Annotated in this window: 20 protein-coding genes; 8 read left to right on the top strand and 12 right to left on the bottom strand. The window is 53.2% G+C overall.

All coding sequences use genetic code 11. The features are described from left to right. The first annotated feature begins 146 nt into the window (after nucleotides 1-146). From pth to ACSVDI_RS01905, 3 genes are all read left to right on the top strand, one after another. The gene (gene pth / locus ACSVDI_RS01915) at nucleotides 147-776 is read left to right on the top strand and encodes an aminoacyl-tRNA hydrolase (protein WP_457944337.1); all 630 of its coding nucleotides are present in this window, start codon (nucleotides 147-149) and stop codon (nucleotides 774-776) included. A gap of 139 nt (nucleotides 777-915) precedes the next feature. Beyond that, nucleotides 916-4,416, top strand: coding sequence for a transcription-repair coupling factor (gene mfd, locus ACSVDI_RS01910; protein WP_457944336.1), 3,501 nt, complete (start codon nucleotides 916-918; stop codon nucleotides 4,414-4,416). A gap of 146 nt (nucleotides 4,417-4,562) precedes the next feature. Next, complete coding sequence (locus tag ACSVDI_RS01905) at nucleotides 4,563-5,708, top strand: hypothetical protein (RefSeq protein ID WP_457944335.1); 1,146 nt, start codon at nucleotides 4,563-4,565, stop codon at nucleotides 5,706-5,708. A gap of 97 nt (nucleotides 5,709-5,805) precedes the next feature. Here the strand turns inward: ACSVDI_RS01905 and ACSVDI_RS01900 are convergent, their stop codons facing one another. Continuing rightward, nucleotides 5,806-6,981, bottom strand: coding sequence for a hypothetical protein (locus ACSVDI_RS01900; protein WP_457944333.1), 1,176 nt, complete (start codon nucleotides 6,979-6,981; stop codon nucleotides 5,806-5,808). A gap of 335 nt (nucleotides 6,982-7,316) precedes the next feature. Between ACSVDI_RS01900 and ACSVDI_RS01895 the strand changes: the two genes are divergently transcribed. Beyond that, nucleotides 7,317-7,574 (top strand): Smr/MutS family protein, encoded by a 258-nt coding sequence (locus tag ACSVDI_RS01895; RefSeq protein WP_457944331.1) that lies wholly within the window; start codon nucleotides 7,317-7,319, stop codon nucleotides 7,572-7,574. A gap of 130 nt (nucleotides 7,575-7,704) precedes the next feature. Here ACSVDI_RS01895 and rsmI read toward each other — a convergent pair whose 3' ends face one another. The 10 genes from rsmI to yfbR form a co-directional block, all read right to left on the bottom strand. After that, nucleotides 7,705-8,553, bottom strand: a complete 849-nt coding sequence (rsmI, locus tag ACSVDI_RS01890) for a 16S rRNA (cytidine(1402)-2'-O)-methyltransferase (RefSeq protein WP_457944329.1) — start codon at nucleotides 8,551-8,553, stop codon at nucleotides 7,705-7,707. Beyond that, the gene (locus ACSVDI_RS01885) at nucleotides 8,550-9,293 is read right to left on the bottom strand and encodes a tRNA1(Val) (adenine(37)-N6)-methyltransferase (protein ID WP_457944327.1); all 744 of its coding nucleotides are present in this window, start codon (nucleotides 9,291-9,293) and stop codon (nucleotides 8,550-8,552) included. The genes rsmI and ACSVDI_RS01885 overlap by 4 nt, the downstream gene beginning before the upstream one ends. 208 nt (nucleotides 9,294-9,501) lie before the next feature. Next, the gene (locus ACSVDI_RS01880; RefSeq protein WP_457944325.1) at nucleotides 9,502-9,672 is read right to left on the bottom strand and encodes a 4Fe-4S binding protein; all 171 of its coding nucleotides are present in this window, start codon (nucleotides 9,670-9,672) and stop codon (nucleotides 9,502-9,504) included. Between the two features lie 153 nt (nucleotides 9,673-9,825). Further along, entirely contained in the window at nucleotides 9,826-10,698 is an 873-nt protein-coding gene (locus ACSVDI_RS01875) for a PSP1 domain-containing protein (RefSeq protein ID WP_457944323.1), read from the bottom strand. 86 nt (nucleotides 10,699-10,784) lie between these two features. Beyond that, a complete protein-coding gene (locus ACSVDI_RS01870; RefSeq protein ID WP_457944321.1) occupies nucleotides 10,785-11,657 on the bottom strand; it encodes a DNA polymerase III subunit in 873 nt (290 codons plus the stop codon). Next, the gene (locus tag ACSVDI_RS01865) at nucleotides 11,654-11,977 is read right to left on the bottom strand and encodes a cyclic-di-AMP receptor (RefSeq protein ID WP_457944319.1); all 324 of its coding nucleotides are present in this window, start codon (nucleotides 11,975-11,977) and stop codon (nucleotides 11,654-11,656) included. The genes ACSVDI_RS01870 and ACSVDI_RS01865 overlap by 4 nt, the downstream gene beginning before the upstream one ends. A 309-nt stretch (nucleotides 11,978-12,286) precedes the next feature. Then, entirely contained in the window at nucleotides 12,287-13,570 is a 1,284-nt protein-coding gene (locus tag ACSVDI_RS01860; protein ID WP_457944317.1) for an aminotransferase class I/II-fold pyridoxal phosphate-dependent enzyme, read from the bottom strand. 72 nt (nucleotides 13,571-13,642) lie between these two features. Continuing rightward, nucleotides 13,643-14,716 (bottom strand): LCP family protein, encoded by a 1,074-nt coding sequence (locus ACSVDI_RS01855; protein ID WP_457944315.1) that lies wholly within the window; start codon nucleotides 14,714-14,716, stop codon nucleotides 13,643-13,645. A gap of 246 nt (nucleotides 14,717-14,962) precedes the next feature. Next, on the bottom strand, nucleotides 14,963-16,054 hold the full coding sequence (locus tag ACSVDI_RS01850; RefSeq protein WP_457944313.1) for an LCP family protein: 1,092 nt from the start codon (nucleotides 16,052-16,054) through the stop codon (nucleotides 14,963-14,965). Between the two features lie 102 nt (nucleotides 16,055-16,156). Continuing rightward, nucleotides 16,157-16,747, bottom strand: a complete 591-nt coding sequence (yfbR, locus tag ACSVDI_RS01845) for a 5'-deoxynucleotidase (protein ID WP_457944312.1) — start codon at nucleotides 16,745-16,747, stop codon at nucleotides 16,157-16,159. A 358-nt stretch (nucleotides 16,748-17,105) separates the two neighbouring features. On the opposite strand from yfbR, the gene ACSVDI_RS01840 reads away from it, so the two are divergent. The 4 genes from ACSVDI_RS01840 (at nucleotide 17,106) to ACSVDI_RS01825 (ending at nucleotide 22,092) form a co-directional block, all read left to right on the top strand. Further along, complete coding sequence (locus ACSVDI_RS01840) at nucleotides 17,106-19,508, top strand: YfhO family protein (RefSeq protein ID WP_457944310.1); 2,403 nt, start codon at nucleotides 17,106-17,108, stop codon at nucleotides 19,506-19,508. 131 nt (nucleotides 19,509-19,639) lie between these two features. Beyond that, entirely contained in the window at nucleotides 19,640-20,581 is a 942-nt protein-coding gene (locus ACSVDI_RS01835; protein ID WP_457944308.1) for a glycosyltransferase family 2 protein, read from the top strand. A 301-nt stretch (nucleotides 20,582-20,882) separates the two neighbouring features. Beyond that, nucleotides 20,883-21,440, top strand: a complete 558-nt coding sequence (locus ACSVDI_RS01830) for a DUF6323 family protein (RefSeq protein WP_457944307.1) — start codon at nucleotides 20,883-20,885, stop codon at nucleotides 21,438-21,440. After that, nucleotides 21,433-22,092 (top strand): DUF6179 domain-containing protein, encoded by a 660-nt coding sequence (locus ACSVDI_RS01825; RefSeq protein ID WP_457944306.1) that lies wholly within the window; start codon nucleotides 21,433-21,435, stop codon nucleotides 22,090-22,092. Before ACSVDI_RS01830 ends, ACSVDI_RS01825 begins: the two co-directional genes overlap by 8 nt. Nucleotides 22,093-22,164: 72 nt before the next feature. On the opposite strand, the gene rbr is transcribed toward ACSVDI_RS01825, so the two are convergent. Further along, entirely contained in the window at nucleotides 22,165-22,704 is a 540-nt protein-coding gene (gene rbr, locus ACSVDI_RS01820; protein WP_457944304.1) for a rubrerythrin, read from the bottom strand. Nucleotides 22,705-22,889: the final 185 nt, after the last annotated feature.

The raw sequence follows: 22,889 nt of genomic DNA, 5'->3' as shown, positions 1-22,889 counted from the left end.
TTAATCGGAATGGGTGGGGCAGGCTGCTGTCCCGCCTTATTCCTTTACCCGGCTTTCCGTGTTTTTCGCAGAAGGCCGAATTTTTCCGGTCCTGTCAGCAGGATACTACGGACTTGTTAACAGAACGCTGAGTTTGGAGTCCTTTTATGTTAAAGAATCTATTTTCAAAATCTTCCGCAAAGTCTTTTTCCACCGAACCGTCCGGCCCGGTGGAATATATCGTTGCCGGTTTGGGCAATCCCGGCAGCAAATACGAAGGCACCCGCCACAACGCCGGATTTATGGCGCTGGATTACATTGCAGAACAGGCGGGCGCGTCCGTTGATCGCATCAAGTTCAAGGGGCTGTGCGGGTTCGCCTCCATCGGCGGAAAAAAGGTGCTGCTGCTCAAACCTTCTACCTATATGAACTTGAGTGGGCAGAGCATTACGGAAGCCATGAGCTTTTACAAACTCCCCCCTGAAAAAACCATCATTCTGTACGACGATATCTCTCTGCCGCCCGGCCGTATGAGAATTCGCCTGAAAGGCAGCGACGGCGGGCAAAATGGTATGAAAAACATCATCTACCTGAGCGGTTCGGATAAGTTCCCCCGCATTAAGCTCGGCACCGGCGCCAAGCCAAGCCCGGAATGGGACCTGGCGGACTGGGTGCTTTCAAAGTTCACCCCGCAGGAACTCAAGCTGCTGAACGAAGCTATTGAGCATGCGTGCGCTTCCGTTGAGCTGATGGTGCAGGGCCGTGCCGCCGAAGCCATGAACCAATATAATTCCTGATTTTTCCGCATATAATAAAGCAATGAACCACATTCGGGAACGTCGATGGCTGTTTGAATTAGCGCGCGAAGCGCCGCTCCGGCGGTTTCCCGCCTAGGTTTCACGGTTCATTGTCCACTGACTGGATATGGAGTACATCATGAAATTTCTCACCAGCGCCGTCAGCAGACTTCCGGAATTTAAAAGTCTGGAGGCGGCGGTTGAAAGCGGCTCACTTCCGGCCGGAGTTACCGGGCTGTCCGGAATTCACAAAGCCAATCTGATTTATTCGCTCTGCGCCAAACGAGGCTGCAGGGCTTTTGTCGTTGCCGGGGAAGAAAGCGAAGCCTCCCGCCTGTGCGAAGACCTTTCTGCCATGGGGATGCATCCCCTGATTTACCCCGTACGTGATTTTAATTTCCGCGATACGGCCTCTAGCAGCCACGAATACGAGCATCAGCGCCTTCAGGTCCTGGAGCGCATTCAGAGCGGCCTGTGCGACGCCGTTGTGTGCTGTATGGACGCCGCGCTGCAATATACGATTCCGCCGGACGAGCTGAAACGCCGCACGTTTACCCTGAAAACCGGGGATAGCATCACCATGCAGCAGGTTCTGGACGAGCTGACCGCCTGCGGCTACGAACGCGCCGTTCAGATTGACGGCACCGGCCAGTACTCCCAGCGCGGAGGCATTCTGGATATTTTCACGCCGGACGCCGCCTCCCCTGCCCGCATTGAATTCTGGGGCGATGAAATCGACACGATTTCCCTGTTCGATTTGGAAACTCAGCGCCGCACCGAATCCATCGACCACATCACCCTGACCCCCTCGGTTGAGGTGCTGATTGACAATCCCGCGCTGCTCGCGCAGAAAATCACCAAACACGCCTCCACCCTGCGCGGTAAAACCGCTCCCGCCGCGAAAGCTGTGCTGGCGGCACAGGCAGAAAAGCTGGAAAACGGCCTGCATCTGGACTGTGCGGACAAATACATCACCATGCTGTACAGCAGCACCGCCACGCTGTTCGACTATATGGATCCCGACACGCTCCTGTTCGTCAGCGAGCCAGCGAAATCCAAGGAACGGATGCGCGGCACGCTCTGGCAGTGGAGCGAAGACCTGAAAGACTATTTGGCAGACGGAACGCTCTGCCGCGGGTTGGACCAATACAGCGAGGACTGGACGGCTGCCGTCGACCGGATGGCGCATTCCCGCACCATTTTTATGGACACGTTTGTGCGCGGCAGCTATGACACCCCGGTGCAGACGCTGATTAACTTTACCGTGCGCCAGCTTTCCGTGTGGGGCGGAAGCATGCAGCTTCTTACAGAAGATTTGCAGGCCATGCTGTTCAACAAATGGGGCTGTGTTGTACTGGCCGGCACCGAGCGGAGCGCCCAGACCGTTGCCGCAGATCTGCGGGCACAGGGCATTCCCGCAACCTATGTGGAACACCCGGAAACCGTAGAGCGCGGTTCCGTTGTGGTCGCGCCCGGCGCCCTTTCCGCTGGGCTGGAATATCCCGGTGCGTTTTTCGGCCTGATTACCCATGGCCGGCTGGCCGGCATGAAGCCCAAAAAAGCCAAGCGCAGCAAGAACAGCCAGGAAATTTACAGCCTTGCGGACCTTGCCCCTGGCGATTACGTGGTACACGCCACCCACGGCATCGGCGTGTTCGAAGGAATTCACAAGCTGGAAATGCAGGGCATCGTCAAAGATTACATCAAGCTGCGCTACGCCAAAAAGGATACCCTGTACGTCCCCGTTACACAGCTGGACATGGTGTCCAAATACATCGGCCCGCGCGAAGATTCCACGGTCAAGCTGAACCGGCTTGGCGGAACAGAATGGCAGAAGGCCAAAGCACGTGTGCGCGCTGCCGTCAAAGACATGGCAAAGGAGCTCATCAAGCTGTACGCCGAACGGATGCAGGCGGTGGGCCATGCCTTCCCGCCTGACAACGAATGGCAGCGTGATTTTGAATCCCATTTTGAATTTGAAGAAACTGAAGACCAGCTCCGCTGCATTGAGGAAATTAAGAGCGATATGGAACGCCAGGCCCCCATGGACCGTCTGCTGTGTGGGGACGTTGGCTTCGGCAAGACCGAGGTCGCCCTGCGCGCCGCGTTCAAATGCATGACGGACGGCAAGCAGTGTGCCATGCTGGTGCCCACCACGATTCTGGCCTGGCAGCATTACCAAACTGTCACCAAACGCATGGAGGGCTTTCCCCTGCGGATTGAACTGCTTTCCCGTTTCCGCACGCCCAAGCAGCAGGAGGAAATTCTGCGCCGCTTAAAGCGTGGGGAAATCGACATGATTATCGGTACCCACCGCCTGATTTCCAAGGACGTGAAATTCCGCGACCTCGGTCTTGTCATCATCGACGAGGAACAGCGCTTCGGCGTTGCCCAGAAGGAACGTCTGAAAGATCTTTGCAAAAATGTGGACATCCTTACGCTTTCCGCTACCCCGATTCCCCGCACCCTGAATATGGCGCTTTCCGGTATCCGCGACATGAGCGTCATCGACGAAGCACCGCATGACCGCCACCCAGTGCAGACCTATGTGCTGGAACACGACCAGGGGCTGATTAACGAAGCCATCCGACGCGAACTGCGCCGAGGCGGGCAGGTGTATTACCTGCACAACGATGTGGCCAGCATTGAGCGCGTCGCTTCCAGAATTCAGGCAGACATTCCAGAAGCGCGCGTAGGCTTCGGCCATGGCAAAATGAGCGAACAGGAACTTTCCGAAGTGTGGCGCCGCCTCATCGAGCATGAAATCGACGTTCTGGTCTGCACTACCATTATTGAAACCGGCGTGGACGTGCCGAACGCCAACACGCTCATTATTGAAAATGCGGACCACATGGGTCTTTCCCAGCTGCACCAGATTCGTGGGCGTGTAGGTCGTTCCAACCGGCGTGCGTACGCCTACCTAACCTTTACGCGTGACAAGGTTCTTTCCGAAGTGGCCCAGAAACGCCTTTCCGCTATCCGCGAATTCACAGAATTCGGCTCCGGTTTTAAAATTGCAATGCGCGACTTGGAAATCCGCGGCGCCGGCAATATTCTGGGCGGGGAGCAGCACGGGCACATGGAAGCCGTCGGCTACGATATGTACCTTCACTTGCTCAGCGAGGCCATCAGCCGGGAAAAGGGCGAAAATCCACCCCAATACGATTCGGAATGCCTGGTCGACATGCAGGTACAGGCGCATATTCCGGAAAACTACATTTCCAACCTCAATCAGCGGCTTGAAATTTACCGCCGCATTGCGGACATCCGCACCCGCGAGGACGCGCTCGACGTAACGGACGAACTGATTGACCGCTTCGGGGAGCCGCCCGAAAGCGTAAACGGCCTAATCGAAATCGCCCTGCTGCGCAACCTTGCCTCCTCGCTTGGCATTTATGAAATCAAGCAGAACGGCGACACCCTGTTCCTTTATAAGAACGAGATCGACATGAAACAGGTCAGCGAGTTGATTGGCGCCATGCGCTCGCGCGTCATGGTCAACGCCGGTGCCAAACCGTACATCAGCGTAAAAATTCATCCCGGTGCAACCCCGCTGGATACCTTGACCGAGGTTCTGAACATCATTCACAGCACAGCCGGGGGATCTGCTGGACTAGAAACCACGAACAAAAAAGATTGACGAAGGTTAAAAAATTCCAAACGAAAATTCCGGAACGATGGACAAAATTATATTTAAAGAGTATAATTTCCACATAACAAAATATTTTGGAGTACAAAGTTTGAAAAAACAGGGTTTGAACGCTCTGTGAAAGGATGACCTTAACAATGAAATTTATGAAAAAAGCGGTCGCATCTCTGCTTGCCGTTGCTATGCTGGCCGGTGCTGCGGGCTGCTCCGGCGACAAAAGCTGGGCGATGAAAACCGATTCGTTTACCGCCCCCATCGGCACCTATATTTACTACCTGAACACCGCGTATCAAACCGCGAGTTACTCGGTTAAGGACACCTCCAAGCCGGTGTTGGAGCAAACCATCGACAACCAGAGCGCCGAAGCCTGGATTAAAGACAAAGCACTGACCTACATCAAAGAGTTGTTTGTCATCAACGACAAGATGAAGGAACTTAACCTTACCTTGACGGATGCGGAAACCAAAAACGTCTCCGACTCTGCTGAATCCCAGTGGAGCCAGTACAGCTCTACGCTGGAACAATACGGAATTTCCAAAAACTCCTACCGCATCGCCGGCCCCGAATTTTACGCCAAATTCGAAAAGGTGTTTTACGCACTTTATGGGAAGGGCGGCAAAAAAGAGGTTTCGGACGCCGACCTGAAATCCTATTTTGAATCGAATTACACCGACTTTTCCTACGTAGTAGCTCCGCTGTACAAAGCGAATTCCAACAGCGGCTATGCCGAGTTGACCGACGCAGAAAAGGCCGCCCTGAAGAAGGAGTTTGAAGGCTACGCCTCCGACATCAATTCCGGCAAAATGACCATGCAGCAGGCGGCCGACGCCTACAAGACCAGTTCGAAACAGACAGATGAGCAGCTGCACACCGCCACCATGATACTCAATGACAGCAGCAGTTTCCCGGCAGATTTCAAAACAGTCCTTACTTCCCTGAAAAACGGAGAAACCAAGGCGGCGGAATTGACCTCCTCCGGCGTATACATTCTGGTTTCAAAAGGCGATATTACCAAGAAGACTTCCGAGTATCTTTCCGGCGACAACCGCAATTCCATACTGTCTTCCATGAAAATAAAGGAATTCACGGACGCCATCGAAAAGGAAGCAAAGGAGTACAACAAGGCAAAGGTTAACCAGTCTGCAATTGATTCCTATAAACCTTCGATGTTCGTCACCCCGACCTCTTCCACTGCGGCTCCAGCGGCCTCTTCTGCGGCAGCATCCTCCAGTGCATCTTCTTCCTCCGCCGTGGCTGCTTCTTCGACCTCATCAAGCAAATAAATGATTCCAAACAGCAAAACACCTCCCGCCATTGGCGGAAGGTGTTTTTTCTGTATTTTTCAGTCCACAGTATATGCAGCTGATTTTACTGTGGGATTCAATAGAGCACGACTGTGCTCCCTTTTACCATGCAGCGGCATTCAAAGCTTTTCTGTTCGCCCGTCTGCACATCGTAAATAGAGTTGAACTCAAACGAATCCGTGTCGTCGGCAAGCACATAGCGGGCAATGATGAAGCGGTCGTCCACACAGGCGGTAAACTCACCCAGCTCTTTGCTGTACGAGGCGTGCACAACGGAATTCAGCACGCCATCCACCTCCCAGGTATCCTCTGCTTCACGGATGCGGTAGGCGTGGCCCGTTTCCATGTCAATGCAAAACGAAGCCGGACGCTCCCCCTGGCCCAAATTCAGTTCAGCCACCACGCATTTTTTGCCGGACTGCTTATGTACAGCGCAGAGCCGCTGGTCGTTTGCCGGAAAGTACCGGGCGCGGAAATAAAGGTTTTCCTCATCCATGCCGGCATACCGCACCAGCCCTTCGGTGTCGGCGCTTAGTAAAAGTTCAAACGGTGCGCGTTCCTCGCCCGATTTGACCGAAACAATAAAGTCAAACAGCGGGCAAAGCCACACGCGGTCGCAGATGCTGTCCCCCACCCAGCGCCGGTCATGGTAGTATTTCTCTTTTTCTGCCTCGGTTCCGTGGGGCTGAAGCATCAAAAGTTGCTTTTCCCCCTCCGATTCATATCCAATCAGCCCGCTGCTGTCTGCCATGCAGACGCGGGGGTCATGAATAAAAAAGTAGGTTTCGTCGTTCAGGTCATAAAGGTAGGCCATTTTGGAACAGCCCGTGCGTTTCTTGTATTCCCGGAACAAGCGTGTATGCTTTTCGTTTTCCCTTGTATAAAGAATCAGGTGGCTTTCGTCCAGTGCCGCGCAGTCGGAGCACTCCCCCACCAGGCCCAGGCGCACCAGATTTTTTTCTTCCCCAGTGTGCTTGTCCACCCGCAGAATCCACGCCTCGCTTCCACCGGATTCCAGCAAAATGATAATGTCATCCGGAAAGCTGAAATAATGTTGGACAAAGGTTGGGTTATTTAAAAAATAGGTGGATAAAATGCGCTCCCGCTGGGTGTCCCGATTGTATTCCAGCAAAAAAAGATTGTTGTGCCCTTCCTCCTGCTTTTCTTCTGCATAATAAATAAAATGATCGTTGACCTCAATCAGCGTATCATTGCAGTTTGCAAAAATATTCCGTAAATCCACAACCTTCATCAAAATCCCTCCCTGGGGCTTTTATAATCCGATAAAAGAAGCGCCATGCCGTAAAACCACGCCGCCGGGGCGGGCAAGACATTGTGCGCCAAATTATACTTTTGAATAGAACATCAGCCGCCGATGCACCGAATGACCTGTGCGGTCCGAAACGTTACAGCAATTTTCGAACGGAACAACGGCCTATGCCAACTTCCTTATTATAACATAACGGAACCTACTTTTCATCCCGTTTTACGGATTGTTCACAGTTTGATCGCAATTTGATGTATAATAAAACCAAAGAACGTAGCACTGCCGCAGAACGAAACACAGCTTCCGGTCAGGAAAGGACGATGAGCGCTGTGCTGGAAACAAAAATCGGTACGGTCATTGAGGTGGATATTCATGGAATGACCTCCGCAGAGGCAAAGCGGGCGTTGGAACGCCTGTTGTCCCGCGCAGGAAAGGAAATTACGGAAATCCGTGTCATTCACGGTTACCATAACGGTCAGACCCTGCGGGATATGGTTCGGTTCAGCCTAAAACACCCGCGCATTTCTGCAAAACTGGTCAGTCTAAACCCCGGGGAAACCCGCATTCTTCTAAAGTGAAGGGGGTTGTTTGGCAATGCGGCCACTCCCACGGCGTTTGCTGCCGCCCCTCTTTTAAAACAAGCAGGGCTAAAGCCTGCGGAGAAAACAGCAACAGCCCGCGCACCCGAAAACGGGTGCGCGGGCTGTTTTAATTCTCATCGGATGCTAGGGCTTCGCTTTGGAGCGCGCGGTAGATTTCCCCTTTTTTCAATCGAGTTTCCGCCGCGGCCCGTTTCGCTGCCTCCGACGCCGAAAGGCCATCCCGCGCGAACCCGCGCGCCAACTCCACCGCTTCTTCCAGGGAATACTCCGTTTTTTCCGGCGCGGATGCGCCCTCAATTACCAAAACGAATTCGCCTTTGGCTCCCCCGTCCGCATAGCGTGCTGCTGCTTCGGCCAGCGTAGTGCGAATCACCTCTTCATGCACCTTGGTGAGTTCGCGCACCAACGCAATTTTCCGGTCACCCCAGGCGGCAAGCATGTCCGCCAGTGTGTCGGCCAGCTTATGCGGCGCTTCGTAAAAAACCATCGTGCGGCGCTCCTCCCGCACCGCTTCCAGATGCTCGCGCCGGCTTTTTTTGTTTACGCTCAAAAAGCCTTCGAACGTAAACCGGCCTGTGGGCAGCCCGGATACTGCAAGCGCCGTAATTACCGCACTTGGCCCCGGCACCGCCAAAACGGGAATCCCCCGCTGGGCACACTGTTTGACCAACAGCTCTCCCGGGTCCGAAATGGCGGGCATCCCTGCGTCCGTCACCAGTGCGCAGGTTTCCCCCGCCTCTATGCGGTCACAGATGATGTCGCCCCGCTCATATTTATTATGTTCAAAATAGCTGACCATCGGTTTTTTTATCTCGAAGTGGTTCAATAGCTTCAGCGTGACGCGCGTGTCCTCTGCGGCGATAAAATCCACTTCCCGCAGGGTCTGAACCGCGCGCGGCGACAAGTCCGACAGGTTCCCGATCGGCGTGCCGACCACATACAGCTTCCCCGTCATTTATGTCCCTCCCCGTAATCTCCGTAAATTTCCATCATTTCGCTTGAAAATCCTCCGTTGCTGTTTTCCACCAGCAGCACCGGCTCCGTTTGCAGGCCCGGCTTGCCGCCGCGGTTAGCCTGCATTAAAAATAGGAACGGGGCTTTGCCCGCCCGCTGCTGCACAAAGCGCAGCCGCTTCGGCTCCAGCCCGGCGCTGCGAAGCGTTACCATGGCGTCACACAATCGTTCCGGGCGAAGGCAGAAGCAGAACCGCCCGCCCCACCGCAGCAACGCGGCGGCAGACGCCGCAATCTCCGCAAAGCTGCAGGCCACCTCGTGCCGGGCAATGCTTTTCCCCTCGTGCGGATTGCGCACACCGGTGCCCATCGGCTTGTAAGGAGGATTGCAGGCAATTTGGTCCAGGCCGTGCGGCACTGATTTTGTTTTGGGCAAAGACGTGATGTCACCGCACACGACGGTAATGCGTTCTTCCCACCCGTTTTGTTCTACGGAACGGCGCGCCATACCACAGGCGTCCTCCTGCAGTTCCACCGCATACACCCGCTTTGGACTGGAACGGGCGCACCAAATCAGGGGAATGGTACCACAGCCCGTACCGAAATCGGCGCAGATTTCCCCCTTACGCGGCATGGAAAACTGCGCCAGCAGAATGGTATCTGTATTAAAGCGATGGTGCTCCGACACAATCACAGAGCATTCGCGGGAAAGTGGTTCGAAATGTTCCCCAGGCAGCAGCATAAAACCTCACCGATGTTTCCTTAATTTTTTGAATCTTTATAAGCCCACGCCGGTCCAACAGAGGCAAACCGGGAGCCGGCAACTAATCCGTAATTACCCCGATGGATAGTATAGCAACCCCCATGCGCCCATAATCAACCGGCATGGAAGAACTTAGAACAAGAAAAAAGGCGGGGCGTTAAAACGCTCCGCCTTTCGTCGTGGCTGATTAAGCCTGTGCCGGTGCGCCGACCGGGCAAACACTTGCGCAGGAACCGCACTCGGTGCAAAGATCCGCGTTAATTTCATATTTGCCGTCGCCTTCGGAAATCGCATTAACAGGGCACTCTGCTGCACATGCGCCGCAGGAAATGCACTCGTCACTGATTGCATATGCCATAGGAAACACCTCCAATAAGTATTACATCCCCATTTTAACATATAAAGTGGAAATTGCAACAGGAAATTCGAGAAAAAGCGACAAAGCGGGCCCAATCATACAAATAATTCCTTTTTATGACCGATATCAACGCTTATCGTGATGTTTCGTCGGTCAGTCCTTTTCCAAATCCTTTAGTTCTTCCAGTTCCTTCCGGTCAAGGCTGATACGGCCGCCTTTCAGCAGCTTTACCTGCGCCACCTTGAACGACTGTGGGGCAGCGTCCGGCGCGGAAGAATCCAGGTGGACCTGCAAAATGCCGGTCAGAACATTGGAATCCACGACCGTTCCTTTTCCGTTTGGCGTCATGACAATAGAATTGACAACCGGCGTAGTGCGGAGCAAATCCAGATAAGCCTCCTGCTCATATTTCAAGCAGCACATCAGCCTGCCGCAGGTGCCGGAAATCTTTACAGGGTTCAAAGAAAGCCCCTGCTCCTTTGCCATTTTAATGGAAACCGGCTGAAAACCACCCAAAAATGTGGAGCAGCAAAACGGCCTGCCGCAAATACCCAGCCCGCCCAGCATTTTCGCTTCGTCGCGCACGCCGATTTGGCGCAGCTCTATGCGGGTGCGGAACACCGATGCAAGGTCCTTGACCAATTCGCGGAAGTCCACACGACCATCCGCCGTAAAATAAAACAGAATCTTGGAATTGTCAAACGTGTACTCCACGTCCACCAGTTTCATTTCCAGCTTATGGGCGGCAATCTTTTTCAGGCAGATGTCAAACGCGGTCTTTTCCTTTGCCCGGTTTTCGGCAACCTTCTTCAGGTCCTCCTTGGTCGCAACGCGAATCAGCTTTTTCAGCGGCTGAACAATCCCTTCGTCGCTGATTTCGCGGTTCTCCATGGCAATTTCACCGCATTCCACGCCGCGTGCGGTTTCTACAATCACCATATCTCCCTTGGAAAGTTGATTTCCGTCCGGGTCAAAGTAATATACCTTTCCGACATTTTTAAAACGAACGCCAATTACTTCGGCCATAAAGCCCTCCAAATCATAATTATATATCGTAAAAAATTTAAATATTACTTTTATAATCCACCGTCGAGCCTTTGGAAAACAGTGTGTTACCTATCTGCTGCCTCGCGCAGGCCGGAGCACAGCGCAGTGACCAAAAGCGCGGCGTTTGCATTGCGCTCCATAGCGCGCCCCGCTTTTTTCGCTTCTTCATATAGCAGCATCAGCCGGTCACGCGTCAGCGCAGAGGCCAGCGCACGCGCCGGTTCCTCAGAACCGGAAAGGCACACATTTCCCCCTGCACGCAGCACCGCTGCGTCGCGGAAAATCAACCCCAGCTGCTCCAGAACGGAGGCAAGCCGGGTCTTGTCCCGAATCAGCCCGGCCAACCGAAACAGCAGCTCCGATTCGTTTTTCGCCAGCACCGCATGGGCGAGCTGCGCCGCATCTTTTTGGATTTCCTCCTCCGGTGCGACCTCACCCTCGAATGAAAACACCTGGGCCCGCGACCGGATGGTCGGCAGAAGCGAGGTAACACTGACCGTTGTCAGAATAAAAGTCACATTTTCCGGTGGTTCCTCAAACACCTTCAAAAGCGCATTCTGGGAAACCTCCGTCATAGACTGAACGCCAAGCAGCAAAAACACCTTGCCCGGCGCTTCATTCGGTTTAACGTAAGCATCCGAACGAATGGCGCGGATTGCGTCAATGGGAAATGCGCGCGGGTCGGCGTCGCCGTCCAGCACCGTCAAATCGGGGTGGGAACCCGCCTGCACCTTCACACAGGCGGGGCAGCGGCCGCAGGGCCGTTCCCCCTCGCCCCCGCAAACCAGCGCGCGGGCAAGAAGGCGCGCCACTTCATTGCGCACCGGCGCGCCTTCCAGAATCAAGGCATGGGGCAGCCTTCCCTCCTGAAACAAAAGGGAAAGCTGCTTTCCCGCCGCGCCCGCATCCGGAATTTCATGCAGGTTCAGGACGCTCATACCTTTTCAAAACGGTCCACGTTCAGAACAAAAATGGTGGAACCGCCAACCGTGACCTCCACGGGGAACGAGGAATACATTCCGACATCCATCGTCGTAGTGCTGGGCACCAGCTGAGTACGGCGGCGGCTCTGCCGGGAGATGACATCGATCACCTGATCCACTTTGTCGTCCTCGGTGCCGACAATAAACGTCGTATTGCCGGCCATTAAAAATCCTCCGGTGGTCGCGAGCTTCGTGACGGAAAAGCCTTCCTTTGTGAGTGCTGCAGAAACCATTCCGCTGTCGTCGTTGCTCACAATTGCAAGTACCAGTTTCATAATGATCCCTCCATTACAGGTCATATATCAATGGACTCTTTAAGGTTAGGGCTGAAGCCATCCCCAAAAGTCCGGGAAACCTTACCGGGCTAAAACTCATCGTAAATCCGCCTGGGGGCTACACTTTCCACTGCAGCCAACCTGCACATTCTCCGATTCCACCCGCGTTTCAGCCGCGGAACAACCAGGCAAACAGCTTTTCAACCGATGGAATCTGGGGGGTGCTGAAAAAAGTCCAAAGAAAAATCTTTTTTAAATCTGGTTACACTCATAGAAACTCTGTATAAATATAATTCGATTTCTCTCTGTTTATTCTAGCACTTTTATGGAAAAAAAGCCATACCCGCGTAAAAACTCAATGGCCTCCGCGGTAATTTCCTCGCCGGGCATTACCACGGGCACGCCGGGCGGGCATGGGCACGCGGCCTGCGCGGCGATTCGGCCTTTTGCCTGTTCCAGCGGAATTTCGCAGGCACGGGCAAAAACCGCTTCCCTCAACGGCACCTTCACCGGTGGCAGCGGCGGCAACGACGAAACCGGAGGCAGCGGGTCACGCACAGGCAGAAGGTCAATCGCGTCGGAAAGACGCGTGAAATCCGCTTCGGTGTTAAACGGTGTGGCAATCAGCACCACATGCGCGCCGTCCGCGTATTCGGGCTCCACACCCGCACCCCGGAACAATTCCGCTGCGCTGGTTCCGCTCACTCCGATGGCAGCCGTGTTCAGCGTAATCCGTGTGGGGTCAATCAGCCCCCCCAGGGGCAGCATTCCTTTCTGTGCTGCCTGTTCCCGAATCTGTGCCACACGCGCCTGCAGCTTCGGGTAATCACCGCGGTGCCTTTCCAGCCAGTCCCGCGCAAGGTCAAGGGAAACCATCACCATATAATTCGGGCTGGTGGAGCCGAACAGCGCCATCGCGTCCTTGGCACCGTCAGCGTAGCGTTCGTCCGCAATGTTCAGCCACGCCCCGCCGGTCAGCACGTTCAGCGTTTTGTGCGCAGAACAGGCGGTCATGCTTGCCCCCAGTGCAAGCGGATGCAGAACCGGATCGGTAAACATCAGATGGGTTCCGTGGGCATTGTCCACCAGCAGTGGAATCCCCATCTCCTTGCAGGCGGCGGAAAGCGCCGGAATATTGAGCAGCTGCCCATAGTAGTTTGGGCTGGTCACATAAACCGCCTTCGCTTCCGGGTGGCTGCGAATCACGTCTTCCAAATCGCCGGGCAGCGCCCAAATTGGCTCAATGCCGAGCAGTGCCATCGTGTTCACTGCAGAACGGTGCACCGTACGCGAACAAATGACGGCTCCGCCTTCCGGTGCAGCAAGGCGGAACATGGCCTGAATGCAAAGCGTGCACCCTCCCGCAGAAATACAGGTCCGCTTCGCACCGAACAGCGAAGCCGCCAGCCGTTCCGCCTCCAGAATCGGCCCGCTTGCTTCAAACAGGCTGTCGGTATCCGGCAGTTCCGTAAAATCCAGTTGAAACAGGTCGGCAGGCAGCGCATTTGGGTTTCCCTTATGGCCGGGGGTATGGAACGAAGCGCGTTCCATCTGTTTGTGTTTCTGCAGTGCGTGGTAAAGCGGTGCGGGCATGTTGAATTCTCCTTTTAAAAAAACCGCGGCAGAAGCCGCGGCTGAAAATATTCTGCTTCTATCGTATTTTGGTCAGTCTTCGTACTGTTTATCCGGAATATCACTTTCATAGATAAAGCTTGCCAAGTTCTGGCTGCACTTCTGCAAATCCGGTACCAATACATCTGCGGGACTCCCCCCAATGCTGACCCGTTCGGAATGGTAATCCGAATCCCCAGGCACCCGGTTCTGGCTGATGGGGTAGTTCAGGTATGTAAGGGCGTTGGCCGCCATGCCAAGGATTTCGTTCTTCGTCATATTGGTGGTAACCAACGGCAGAACTTCGTAAAGTGTACTGTATATGGTTGCAATATTGGAAGACTTCAATTTGCTGACAATGCTGGAAAAAACCTTTCTCTGCCGTTCGGTACGCGCAAAGTCGTCACCGATGGCACGGATGCGGGAATAATAATGCGCCTGCTTGCCGCTCAGGTTAAACGTGCCGGCAGTCAGGTTCCGCCGTGAATCGCCGGAATTCTGGTTGATCAGCTTTGCTTCCCCCGCAGTCAGCGTAATGGTTACGCCGCCCAGCTTGTCAATGATTTGATCAAACGCGGAGTTGCTGATAATCACGTACCGGTCGATGTCCGTTCCAAAGTTCGCTTCCAGCGTACTAACCAGCAGTTTTGCGCCGTCCGGTCCGCCGCCGCCGTCGGAATAAGCCGTGTTGATGCGGTTGCTTTTAAAGCCCGGTATGGCGACGTACATGTCGCGCATAAATGAGGTCAGCTTTAGTTTGCTGTGGCGGGAGTCCACCGAAACCATCATCATGCTGTCGCTGCGGCCGATGTCGTTCTTCTGGTAATCGTCCACACCCAGCAAAAGAATATTATTAATCGCATCGTCATGATAAAGGCCGCCCACCAGCCCGGACTTAGCACTGGAGGTTCCGTTCGATTTTCCGTTCACCCCGCCGAACAGTTCGCCGGTCTGCACATGGGAGGGGGTATCCTGCGCCGCGTAGTTAATCTGGCTCAACATCCGGTCCGCGTAAAGGCACACCACACCGGAAAACAGGAAAAGAACGCCAAGAACCACACAGACAATTCTTCTTGCCAAATGCTCTTGAAAACTTGCCCTGGCAGGGCTTTTTCTTATATTGTTCACAACATCAATCCTTAAAGGCCAAATTCCACCGTTTTATAATTTCATAAAACAGGCACCCAGCCAAAAACTGCGCCGCACAGCGTGCCAAAACGACAATTTTCGGGCGGAAAAATCAGCCGCAGCTGATTTTTTCATTATACCCTGCTGGTTTTTCAACATAATTCCAATAATAACATTATAATATGAATAGTGTATGAATTCAACCCAACGATTCGGATTTAAAATTTAAGTTTTATTTTTCCGGTTTTATTCCGCCTTTTTCCCCGGAAGATCGTCTTCAAAAATGAACTCCGCCACGCGCTTCTGGCAGGCCGGCATATCGGGCACCAGTACGTTCCCGACCGTAAGATTATCCGAATAATACTCGCCGTCTGCAGGGATTCTGCACTGGCTAATGGGGTAGTTCAGATACGTAAGGGAATTGGCGGCCATGCCCAGAATTTCATTTTTGGTCATATTGGTCGTCACCAGCCCGAGCGTATTGGAAAGGGCATTGTAAATGGTGCCGATATTCTGCGTTTTAAATTTGTTTGCCAGGCTGACAAACACTTTCCGCTGCCGCTCCGTGCGTTCAAAATCGTCGCCGATGGCACGGATTCTGGCATAATAGTGCGCTTGCTTGCCGCTCAGGTTAAATGTGCCTGCGGTCAGGTTGCGCCGCGAATCCCCGGAATAACGGTTGATCAGTTTTGCTTCTTTCGCTGTAATGGTTACGCTGACCCCGCCCAGCTGATCCACAATTTTATCAAACGCAGAGTTCGAAATAATGACAAACCGGTCAATGTCCACACCGAAATTCGCTTCAATGGTCAGCACAGTCTGCGCCGCGCCCGACGCGCCGCCCCCGGCAAAGTGATACGCCGTGTTCAGTTTGTTGCTGCTGTGCCCCGGAATCGCCACGTACAAATCGCGCATAAAGGAAGTAAGCTTCAGCTTTTGGTGGCGGGTATCCACGGAAACCAGCATCATGGTGTCGCTGCGGCCCGGGTCATTCGCCTGATAATCGTCCACCCCGAGAAGCAGCACATTGGTAATGGCATCATCATGGTACAACCCTCCGACAATACCCGGTTCAGAGATTGGTTCCGAGCTGGCCGCAGATTCCGGAACGGACACCGGCGCAGATACGGCAGTAGAGGACAAGCCGAAGCTTTCCGATTCGTTCGGAACAAAATTGATTTTGCTGAGCATGTTGTCCACATAAAGGCACCCCACCCCAAAAACAAGAAAAAGAATGCCGAATACCAGCGACAAAACCTTTTTCGCCCTGTCGCGGGTGCTGTCCTGTGGATTATAGTTCGGGCTTTCCGACTGTTCCAGATGCTGTCTTTTTTTCACAACCCCAGTCCCCTCCGTGTCTGAATTTCGGGGGCGTCCCGCTGCTTCCGGCTTCCCCCGGCGTAAGCCTACATAGTTTCAGGTTTCCCAATTTACACCGGTTCATGCAGGGCCGTCCTGCTCGTCCAGCGTCAGGCTGTACGAAGGCATGAATTCCTCCAGAAAGCAATCCGCCTCGGGCAGATGCATCGCGGCAATCGTGCTGCGCAGCGTCGCCTCTGCGCGGGTAAATTCGTTGTTTCCCATTTCCCGTTCTTCCACGCACTTCGCAATGGCAGAAAGCTTATCTGCCGCCTTGACCAGCGGCAGCAGTTCTTCGTCGCCCGGTTCCCGCGCGCAAAACAATGCTTCGTAATCCGGCTTCAGGTCAGGCGGCAGCATCCCGAGCAGCCGGCCCTGTGCTTCGCTCTCTACCTCCCGGTAAGCGGAGCGGATTTTCGAATTGTGGTATTTTACCGGGGTGGGCAGGTCGCCGGTAATGATTTCAGTTGCGTCGTGGTAAAGCGCGAGCAAAGCCGCACGTTCCGGGTTAACCCGCCCGCCGAACCGGCGGTTGCGCAGCACCGCGAGCGCATGGGCAATCACCGCGGTTTCAAAGCTGTGTTCACAAAGATTTTCGCTTTTCGTATTGCGCATCAGGCCCCAGCGGTTAATCCACTTCATACGCGAAAGCATCGCAAAAAAATGCTCCATACAAACCCCTCCCAGGAAAAGCGTTCCTCGCAAATTCTTCCGTTTTTGGTCACATAAATTTCATGTAATCATGATTGAATGGTATTACTATAAACAGGATTCGAAAAAAAAGCAACCGTTCTGCCTGAATTTATAAAATTCCCTTTATTTGTCCAAAATTTGTATGCTATAATAACCGTTAGGTTTATTTGTTTTTCTAAGAAGAAAACGCTTTTTCTCAACCACAATGGAGTTTATTCGATTCTTCTTTTTGGTTTGAGCAATGCGCACCATTCTCATCATTTTACAAACTTAGCCCTAGGCAGCCGTTGATTCTTACGACTGAATCAGCAGTTCGCTGGGAAATGGAGGCGGCGTTTTGACGGACAGATTGCATTGGATGAACCGCAGCGGCAAACACTACTATTATTGGAAAGCACTGCTTGCCGGTATGGCGATATCGTTTCTGGTCTTTATTCCGTTTATTCTGTTTGACGACGGATATTTTCTGTTTTACGGCGACTATAATGTACAACAGGTGCCATTTTACCAGATGTGCCACGACGCCATACGCAGCGGAAACTTCGGTTGGAACTGGACCACCGACCTTGGGGCGAATTTCATCGGCTCCTACTCCTTTTATCTTCTGGGCAGCCCGTTTTTCTGGCTGACCATCCCGTTCCCAAGCTGGATGGTTCCCCACCTGATGGGGCCGCTGTTGATTTTGAAATTCGGCTGCGCCTCGCTGACGGGATTTACCTATTTGAAACGCTACGTCCGCAACCCCGATTATGCGGTGCTGGGCGGAATGCTTTACGCGTTTTCCGGATTTTCTGTTTATAATATTTTCTTCAATCACTTTCATGAGGCAATCGTATTTTTCCCGCTCATGCTCTGGGCTATGGATGAATACATGGACCACCGGCGCAGGGGCCTTTTTGCGCTGACGGTGTTCGCCTGCTGCTTTGTGAATTACTATTTCTTTGTGGGACAGGTCGTGTTCGCACTGCTTTACGGCTTTACGCGTCTGTTCTGCGGTAGCTGGAAAATTACCCTGCGCGACTTTGTGCTTCTGTTTGCGGAGGCTGTCATCGGCGTGCTCTGCGCGGGTGTGCTGCTGGTACCTACCATTCTGGCGGTCTTGCAGAATCCACGCGTCAACAATCCGCCGAACGGCTGGAACGCACTGCTTTACGACTGGAACCAGCGCTATGTGCACATTCTGGAATGCTTCTTCTTCCCGCCGGATATTCCGGCAAGGCCGAACTTCACCCCAAATTCCGAGGCAAAATGGGCTTCGCTTGGGGCGTGGCTGCCGCTGTTCAGCATGACGGGTGTCATCGGCTTTCTGCAAATGCGCCACCGTCACTGGCTGAAAAAGCTGCTGTTCCTGCTGTTCCTCATGGCATTTGTTCCCGTGCTGAACTCCATGTTCCAACTGTTTAATGCTTCTTATTACGCCCGCTGGTTCTATATGCTTACGCTGATGATGAGCCTTGCCACCGTGCTTTCGCTCCAGTATGACTGCATCGACTGGAAACGCGCGATTCTTTGGACAACCGGCATCACGCTGGGCATTGCGCTCCCCATCGGGCTGATGGTGAAAACCACCAACCAGGACGGCGTGAAAACCACTACCTTTGGTCTGGAGGATTACCCCACGCGGTTCTGGTCCTATGTAGCCATCGCCCTGCTCGGCCTGACCCTGCTGACCATCATATTTAAATTTTACAAACGGGATAAGGCCAAATTCGTGCGGTACAGCCTGGCCGGTGTGGCACTAATTTCCGTCGTTTACTCGTGGTACTTTATCGCACTGGGAAAAACGCAGAGCGATGACACGCACAAAGAGATTATCCCGTATTCGCTCAACGCGGGGAAAGATATAAACCTGCCAGACCAGAACGCACAGAACTACCGAATTGACGTTTACGACGGCATGGACAATCAGCCCATGTACTGGCAGATGCCTACCATTCAGGCGTTCCACAGCATTGTGCCCGGCTCAGTCATGGAATTTTATCCGACCATCGGCGTGCAGCGCGACGTAGCCTCCCGCCCGGATGTCAAATACTACGGACTGCGCGGGCTGACCAGCTGCCGCTGGCTGTTTGACCCCGTGCTAACCGGAAAAAGCTTTGCCGGGGAAGGGGGCGCTGACCCCTCCATGCCCGGCTGGAGCTACTACGCCACACAGAACGGGTTTGACATTTACCAGAACGATTATTATATTCCGATGGGATTCAGCTACGATTATTACGTCACCCGCAGCGAATACGACAAGGTGCCGCAGGACACCCGGAGCCAGTTTCTGTTGAAGGCCATTGTCATCCCGGACGAGGATGCTTCCAAATATTCCGGCATTCTGCAGCATTATAATTATTCCACTTATTCCGACACCAACGAAGAATACTATCAGAACTGTGAGGACCGCAGGTCGATGGCCTGCTCCCAGTTCAGCCACGACAATGGAGGATTTTCCGCGCAAATTACCACGGACAAGGAGCGGCTGGTGTTTTTCAGCGTTCCGTGGGAAAGCGGCTGGAGCGCGCAGGTCAACGGCAGCACCGTCCCGATTCAAAAGGTAAACGTCGGCTTCATGGCGGTGAAGGTTCCCGCGGGAACCTCCCAGATCCGTTTCGATTATCAGACACCCGGCCTGAAGCTGGGAGCGCTTATTACCGCGGGCGGAATCGTGCTGTTCCTCCTGTATGGCTACCTGACCCGGAACATCGACCCAGAGCCGCCGAAGCGGAAAAAATACCGTCTGAAAAACAGATAAGCCCCGTTGTTCCTTGGCCGTTCGAAACTGTAAAAATACCGCACTGCGCGGCAAAGGACGTTTGAAAACCCGGTAGCGCCGCGGCGGCAGCCGCAGTCCGCGCTCCGGTGAAAATGGAAAGGGAGATTCCCATGCCTTGCGTATATTTAGTCATTCCGTGCTATAACGAAGAAGCCGTACTGCCCGAAACCGTAAGCCGCCTGACCAAAAAGCTGAACCAGATGATCGAGTCCGGCCACGCAGACCGCGAAAGCCGAATGCTGTTGGTGGACGACGGCAGCAAAGACGGAACCTGGGGGCTGATCAGCCGGTTCTGCGACGAAAACGAGCTGGTTAGCGGCATTAAGCTGGCGCACAACCGCGGCCACCAAAATGCGCTGCTCGCCGGCCTGATGACCGCCAAAGAATCCTGCGACTGCGCCATCAGTATGGACGCCGACCTGCAGGACGACGTGGAGGTGCTGGACCAGTTCGTAGAAAAATTTCTGGAAGGCTGCGACGTGGTCTACGGCGTGCGCAACAAGCGCGAAACCGATACCTTTTTCAAGCGTGCCACAGCGCAGGGGTTTTATAAATTCATGCAACTGCTCGGTGTGGACATTGTTTACAACCACGCAGATTACCGTCTGATGAGCCGCCGCGCGCTCGACGCGCTGAGCGAATACCGGGAAACAAACCTGTTTCTGCGCGGCATTGTGCCGCTCATCGGCTACCGCAGTGACTACGTTTACTACGACCGCCACGAACGCTTCGCGGGTGAATCGAAGTACCCACTGAAAAAGATGATTTCCTTTGCGCTGGACGGCATTACCTCATTCAGCGTAAAGCCGCTGAAAATCATTTCGAACCTGGGCATTCTGGTTTCCCTGTGCAGTATTATCGGTTTGCTGTACGCACTAATCGCCCACTTTACGGGCAAAACGGTCGCAGGCTGGACCGCTATTGTCTGTTCCATTTGGCTGCTGGGCGGAATTCAGCTGCTGTGCCTGGGCGTGGTCGGCGGATACGTGGGCAAGCTGTACAGCGAAGTGAAGGCCCGCCCCCGTTACCGAATTGAGGAATACAAAAAATAATGCACTAAAATACAGAAACACCCCGGACAAGCGTAACTTGTCCGAGGTGTTTGCTTTTACAGAGCCGTGTCTTTGGTATCTTTTCAAGTTCTGATTAAGCGTTTTGGTAAGCCGCCGGAGGGAATTTCTCGGGCTCTCCCCAAAATAAAAAATCCATTGACTCTCTGTGGAATCAATGGTATACTAGAATTTATTAGATTGTATTTTATTTTGTTATATATTTTTACAAATACACTATATCACAATTTTGCTGTGTTGTCAAGGTTTTTTTTGAAAATTTTAATATCTGGGGGAGATTACCTTGGAAAATACACTGTCCGCTCTGTTTGCGCTGGACGCCCTGTCGAATCAGCTTGCCATCAACGAGTTGTTGAAAAAAAACGAAACCACCGCCCAATATGGGCTAATCCTTACGCCGCAGGACGCGGCAGAACTGTTGGAAACCCGCGCCTGTGCGCTGAACGAAACCGGGCGTATTGAAATCGGCAGCGCCACAATTGGTAAGATAGTGGATGCGTTTGGCAGCTCTACTTTTTTGAATCAGGACAACTACGCTGCAACGCTGTGCGAGTTGACTGAGCTGTTTTACGCCGTCAAAAATGAAACGGAGGACCGCATCTCCGACGATGACCTGATAGCCTTTCTAAAGGACTGCTTTGAAAACCGCTGCGGCGGTTCACTGGAACTGCTCGCAGGGCGGGAACTGGAAAAGCTGGCCGATAACCTTCGCTTTGGCATAACCGATTTCTTTAATATGGATGCCGAAATCCTATTTGAAGGGGACCTCGCCGCGCAGGCGGAAGAAAAGGCAGAGGAAGAGCAGGAACGCAACCGATGGGAGGAACTTGAACTTGAATAATCCGATGCTAGCCGCATCCCTGAATGCGGAGGAAATAGCAGAATTCCAACTGAATATGACCCAGCTGCTCAGCGAGGAGATTCTGCGCTTTAACCACGAAAAAAGCAGTTCTATCCGGGTGGAACAGGCCCAATCACTGCTAGAATCCATGCTGTACGGCGTTTCCGCTTATCTGCAGACCGTGCCCGACCCTGCCTTGGTGCTGAAAACGCAGAGCGTAAGAACGCTTTGGGAAGCCGGGGTATCTTTGCTGGAACAAGCGGTGAAAGACTGCCAGACCCTGCTGGATGAAGTAAAAGCAACCCGCGTCCCCACGGAACTGATTGCCTACAACCACACCATTGACCATGCGTTTGGCAACGCCCTTTCCCCATATGACCCGCGCTACGCTGCACACGAAACGCCGGGCGGGCTGATCGACTACCCGCTGTACCGCGACGACATGAGCGTAACCGGAATTCTTTACATCAAAAACTACCTGACTCAGCTGTTAAAGGAAAACCGCTTCTGCGCCGGTTACCGCGAAAATTACATTCGTGCCTTGCTGCTTACCCACGGGGTGAAGCACCATTTGGATTACCGGGAAATGCTGATTAATCTTCCAGAGCTGATTTTGGAAGATCAGGGGATAGACCCTCCCAAGTGGCTGTAAGGCAGATTTTCGGGAAAAGAGCGAAATCCATAAAAATAGAGCGGGCCGTTTGACCCGCTCTTTAGGAACTCATTAGTAGTTTTTGGCTTTGCGCTCGAAATACGCCTGCGGATGTTTGCACGCCGGGCAAATAGCCGGTGCATTTTTGCCGATATGGACATAACCGCAGTTGCGGCAGACCCACACGGTCTCCTCGTCTGCTTTGAACACAATATCCTGATCCAAATTCTGAATCAGCTTGCGGTAACGCTCCTCGTGTTCCTTTTCCACGGTGGCAATCAGGCGCATGGTGTTGGCAATCTCCTTAAAGCCTTCCTGCTCCGCCACGTCGGCGTACTCCTTGTACATTTCTGTCCATTCGAACCGCTCGCCTGCGGCCGCATCAACCAAATTGTCGGCAGTTTTGCCAATATCGCCGCCGTGCAAATATTTAAACCACAGTTTCGCGTGTTCCTTTTCGTTGTTGGCGGTCTCCTCGAAGATGGCCGCAATTTGCTCGTAGCCCTCTTTTCTGGCTTTGGACGCGTAGAAGGTGTACTTGTTCCTCGCCTGCGATTCCCCCGCAAACGCCGCCAGCAGATTTGCTTCGGTCTTGCTTCCTTTTAACTCCATGTCGGTAGCCTCCTTTAATTTCATACATCATCACTATAGGATGTGATCGATTGGTAATATTATACTTCAAATATCGCATTCATAATAGTGTTTTTGTGAAAATATACGTAAAAATAATTTCCCCCAGAAACAATGGATTCAATACAATTCCTTTGAATTCAGTATTCCCGTTAATAAGAGGCAGA

This window comes from Caproiciproducens sp. LBM24188, assembly GCF_054130445.1.
Note: the sequence above shows the minus strand (reverse complement) of the source record. Positions and strands in the feature narration are given on the sequence as shown.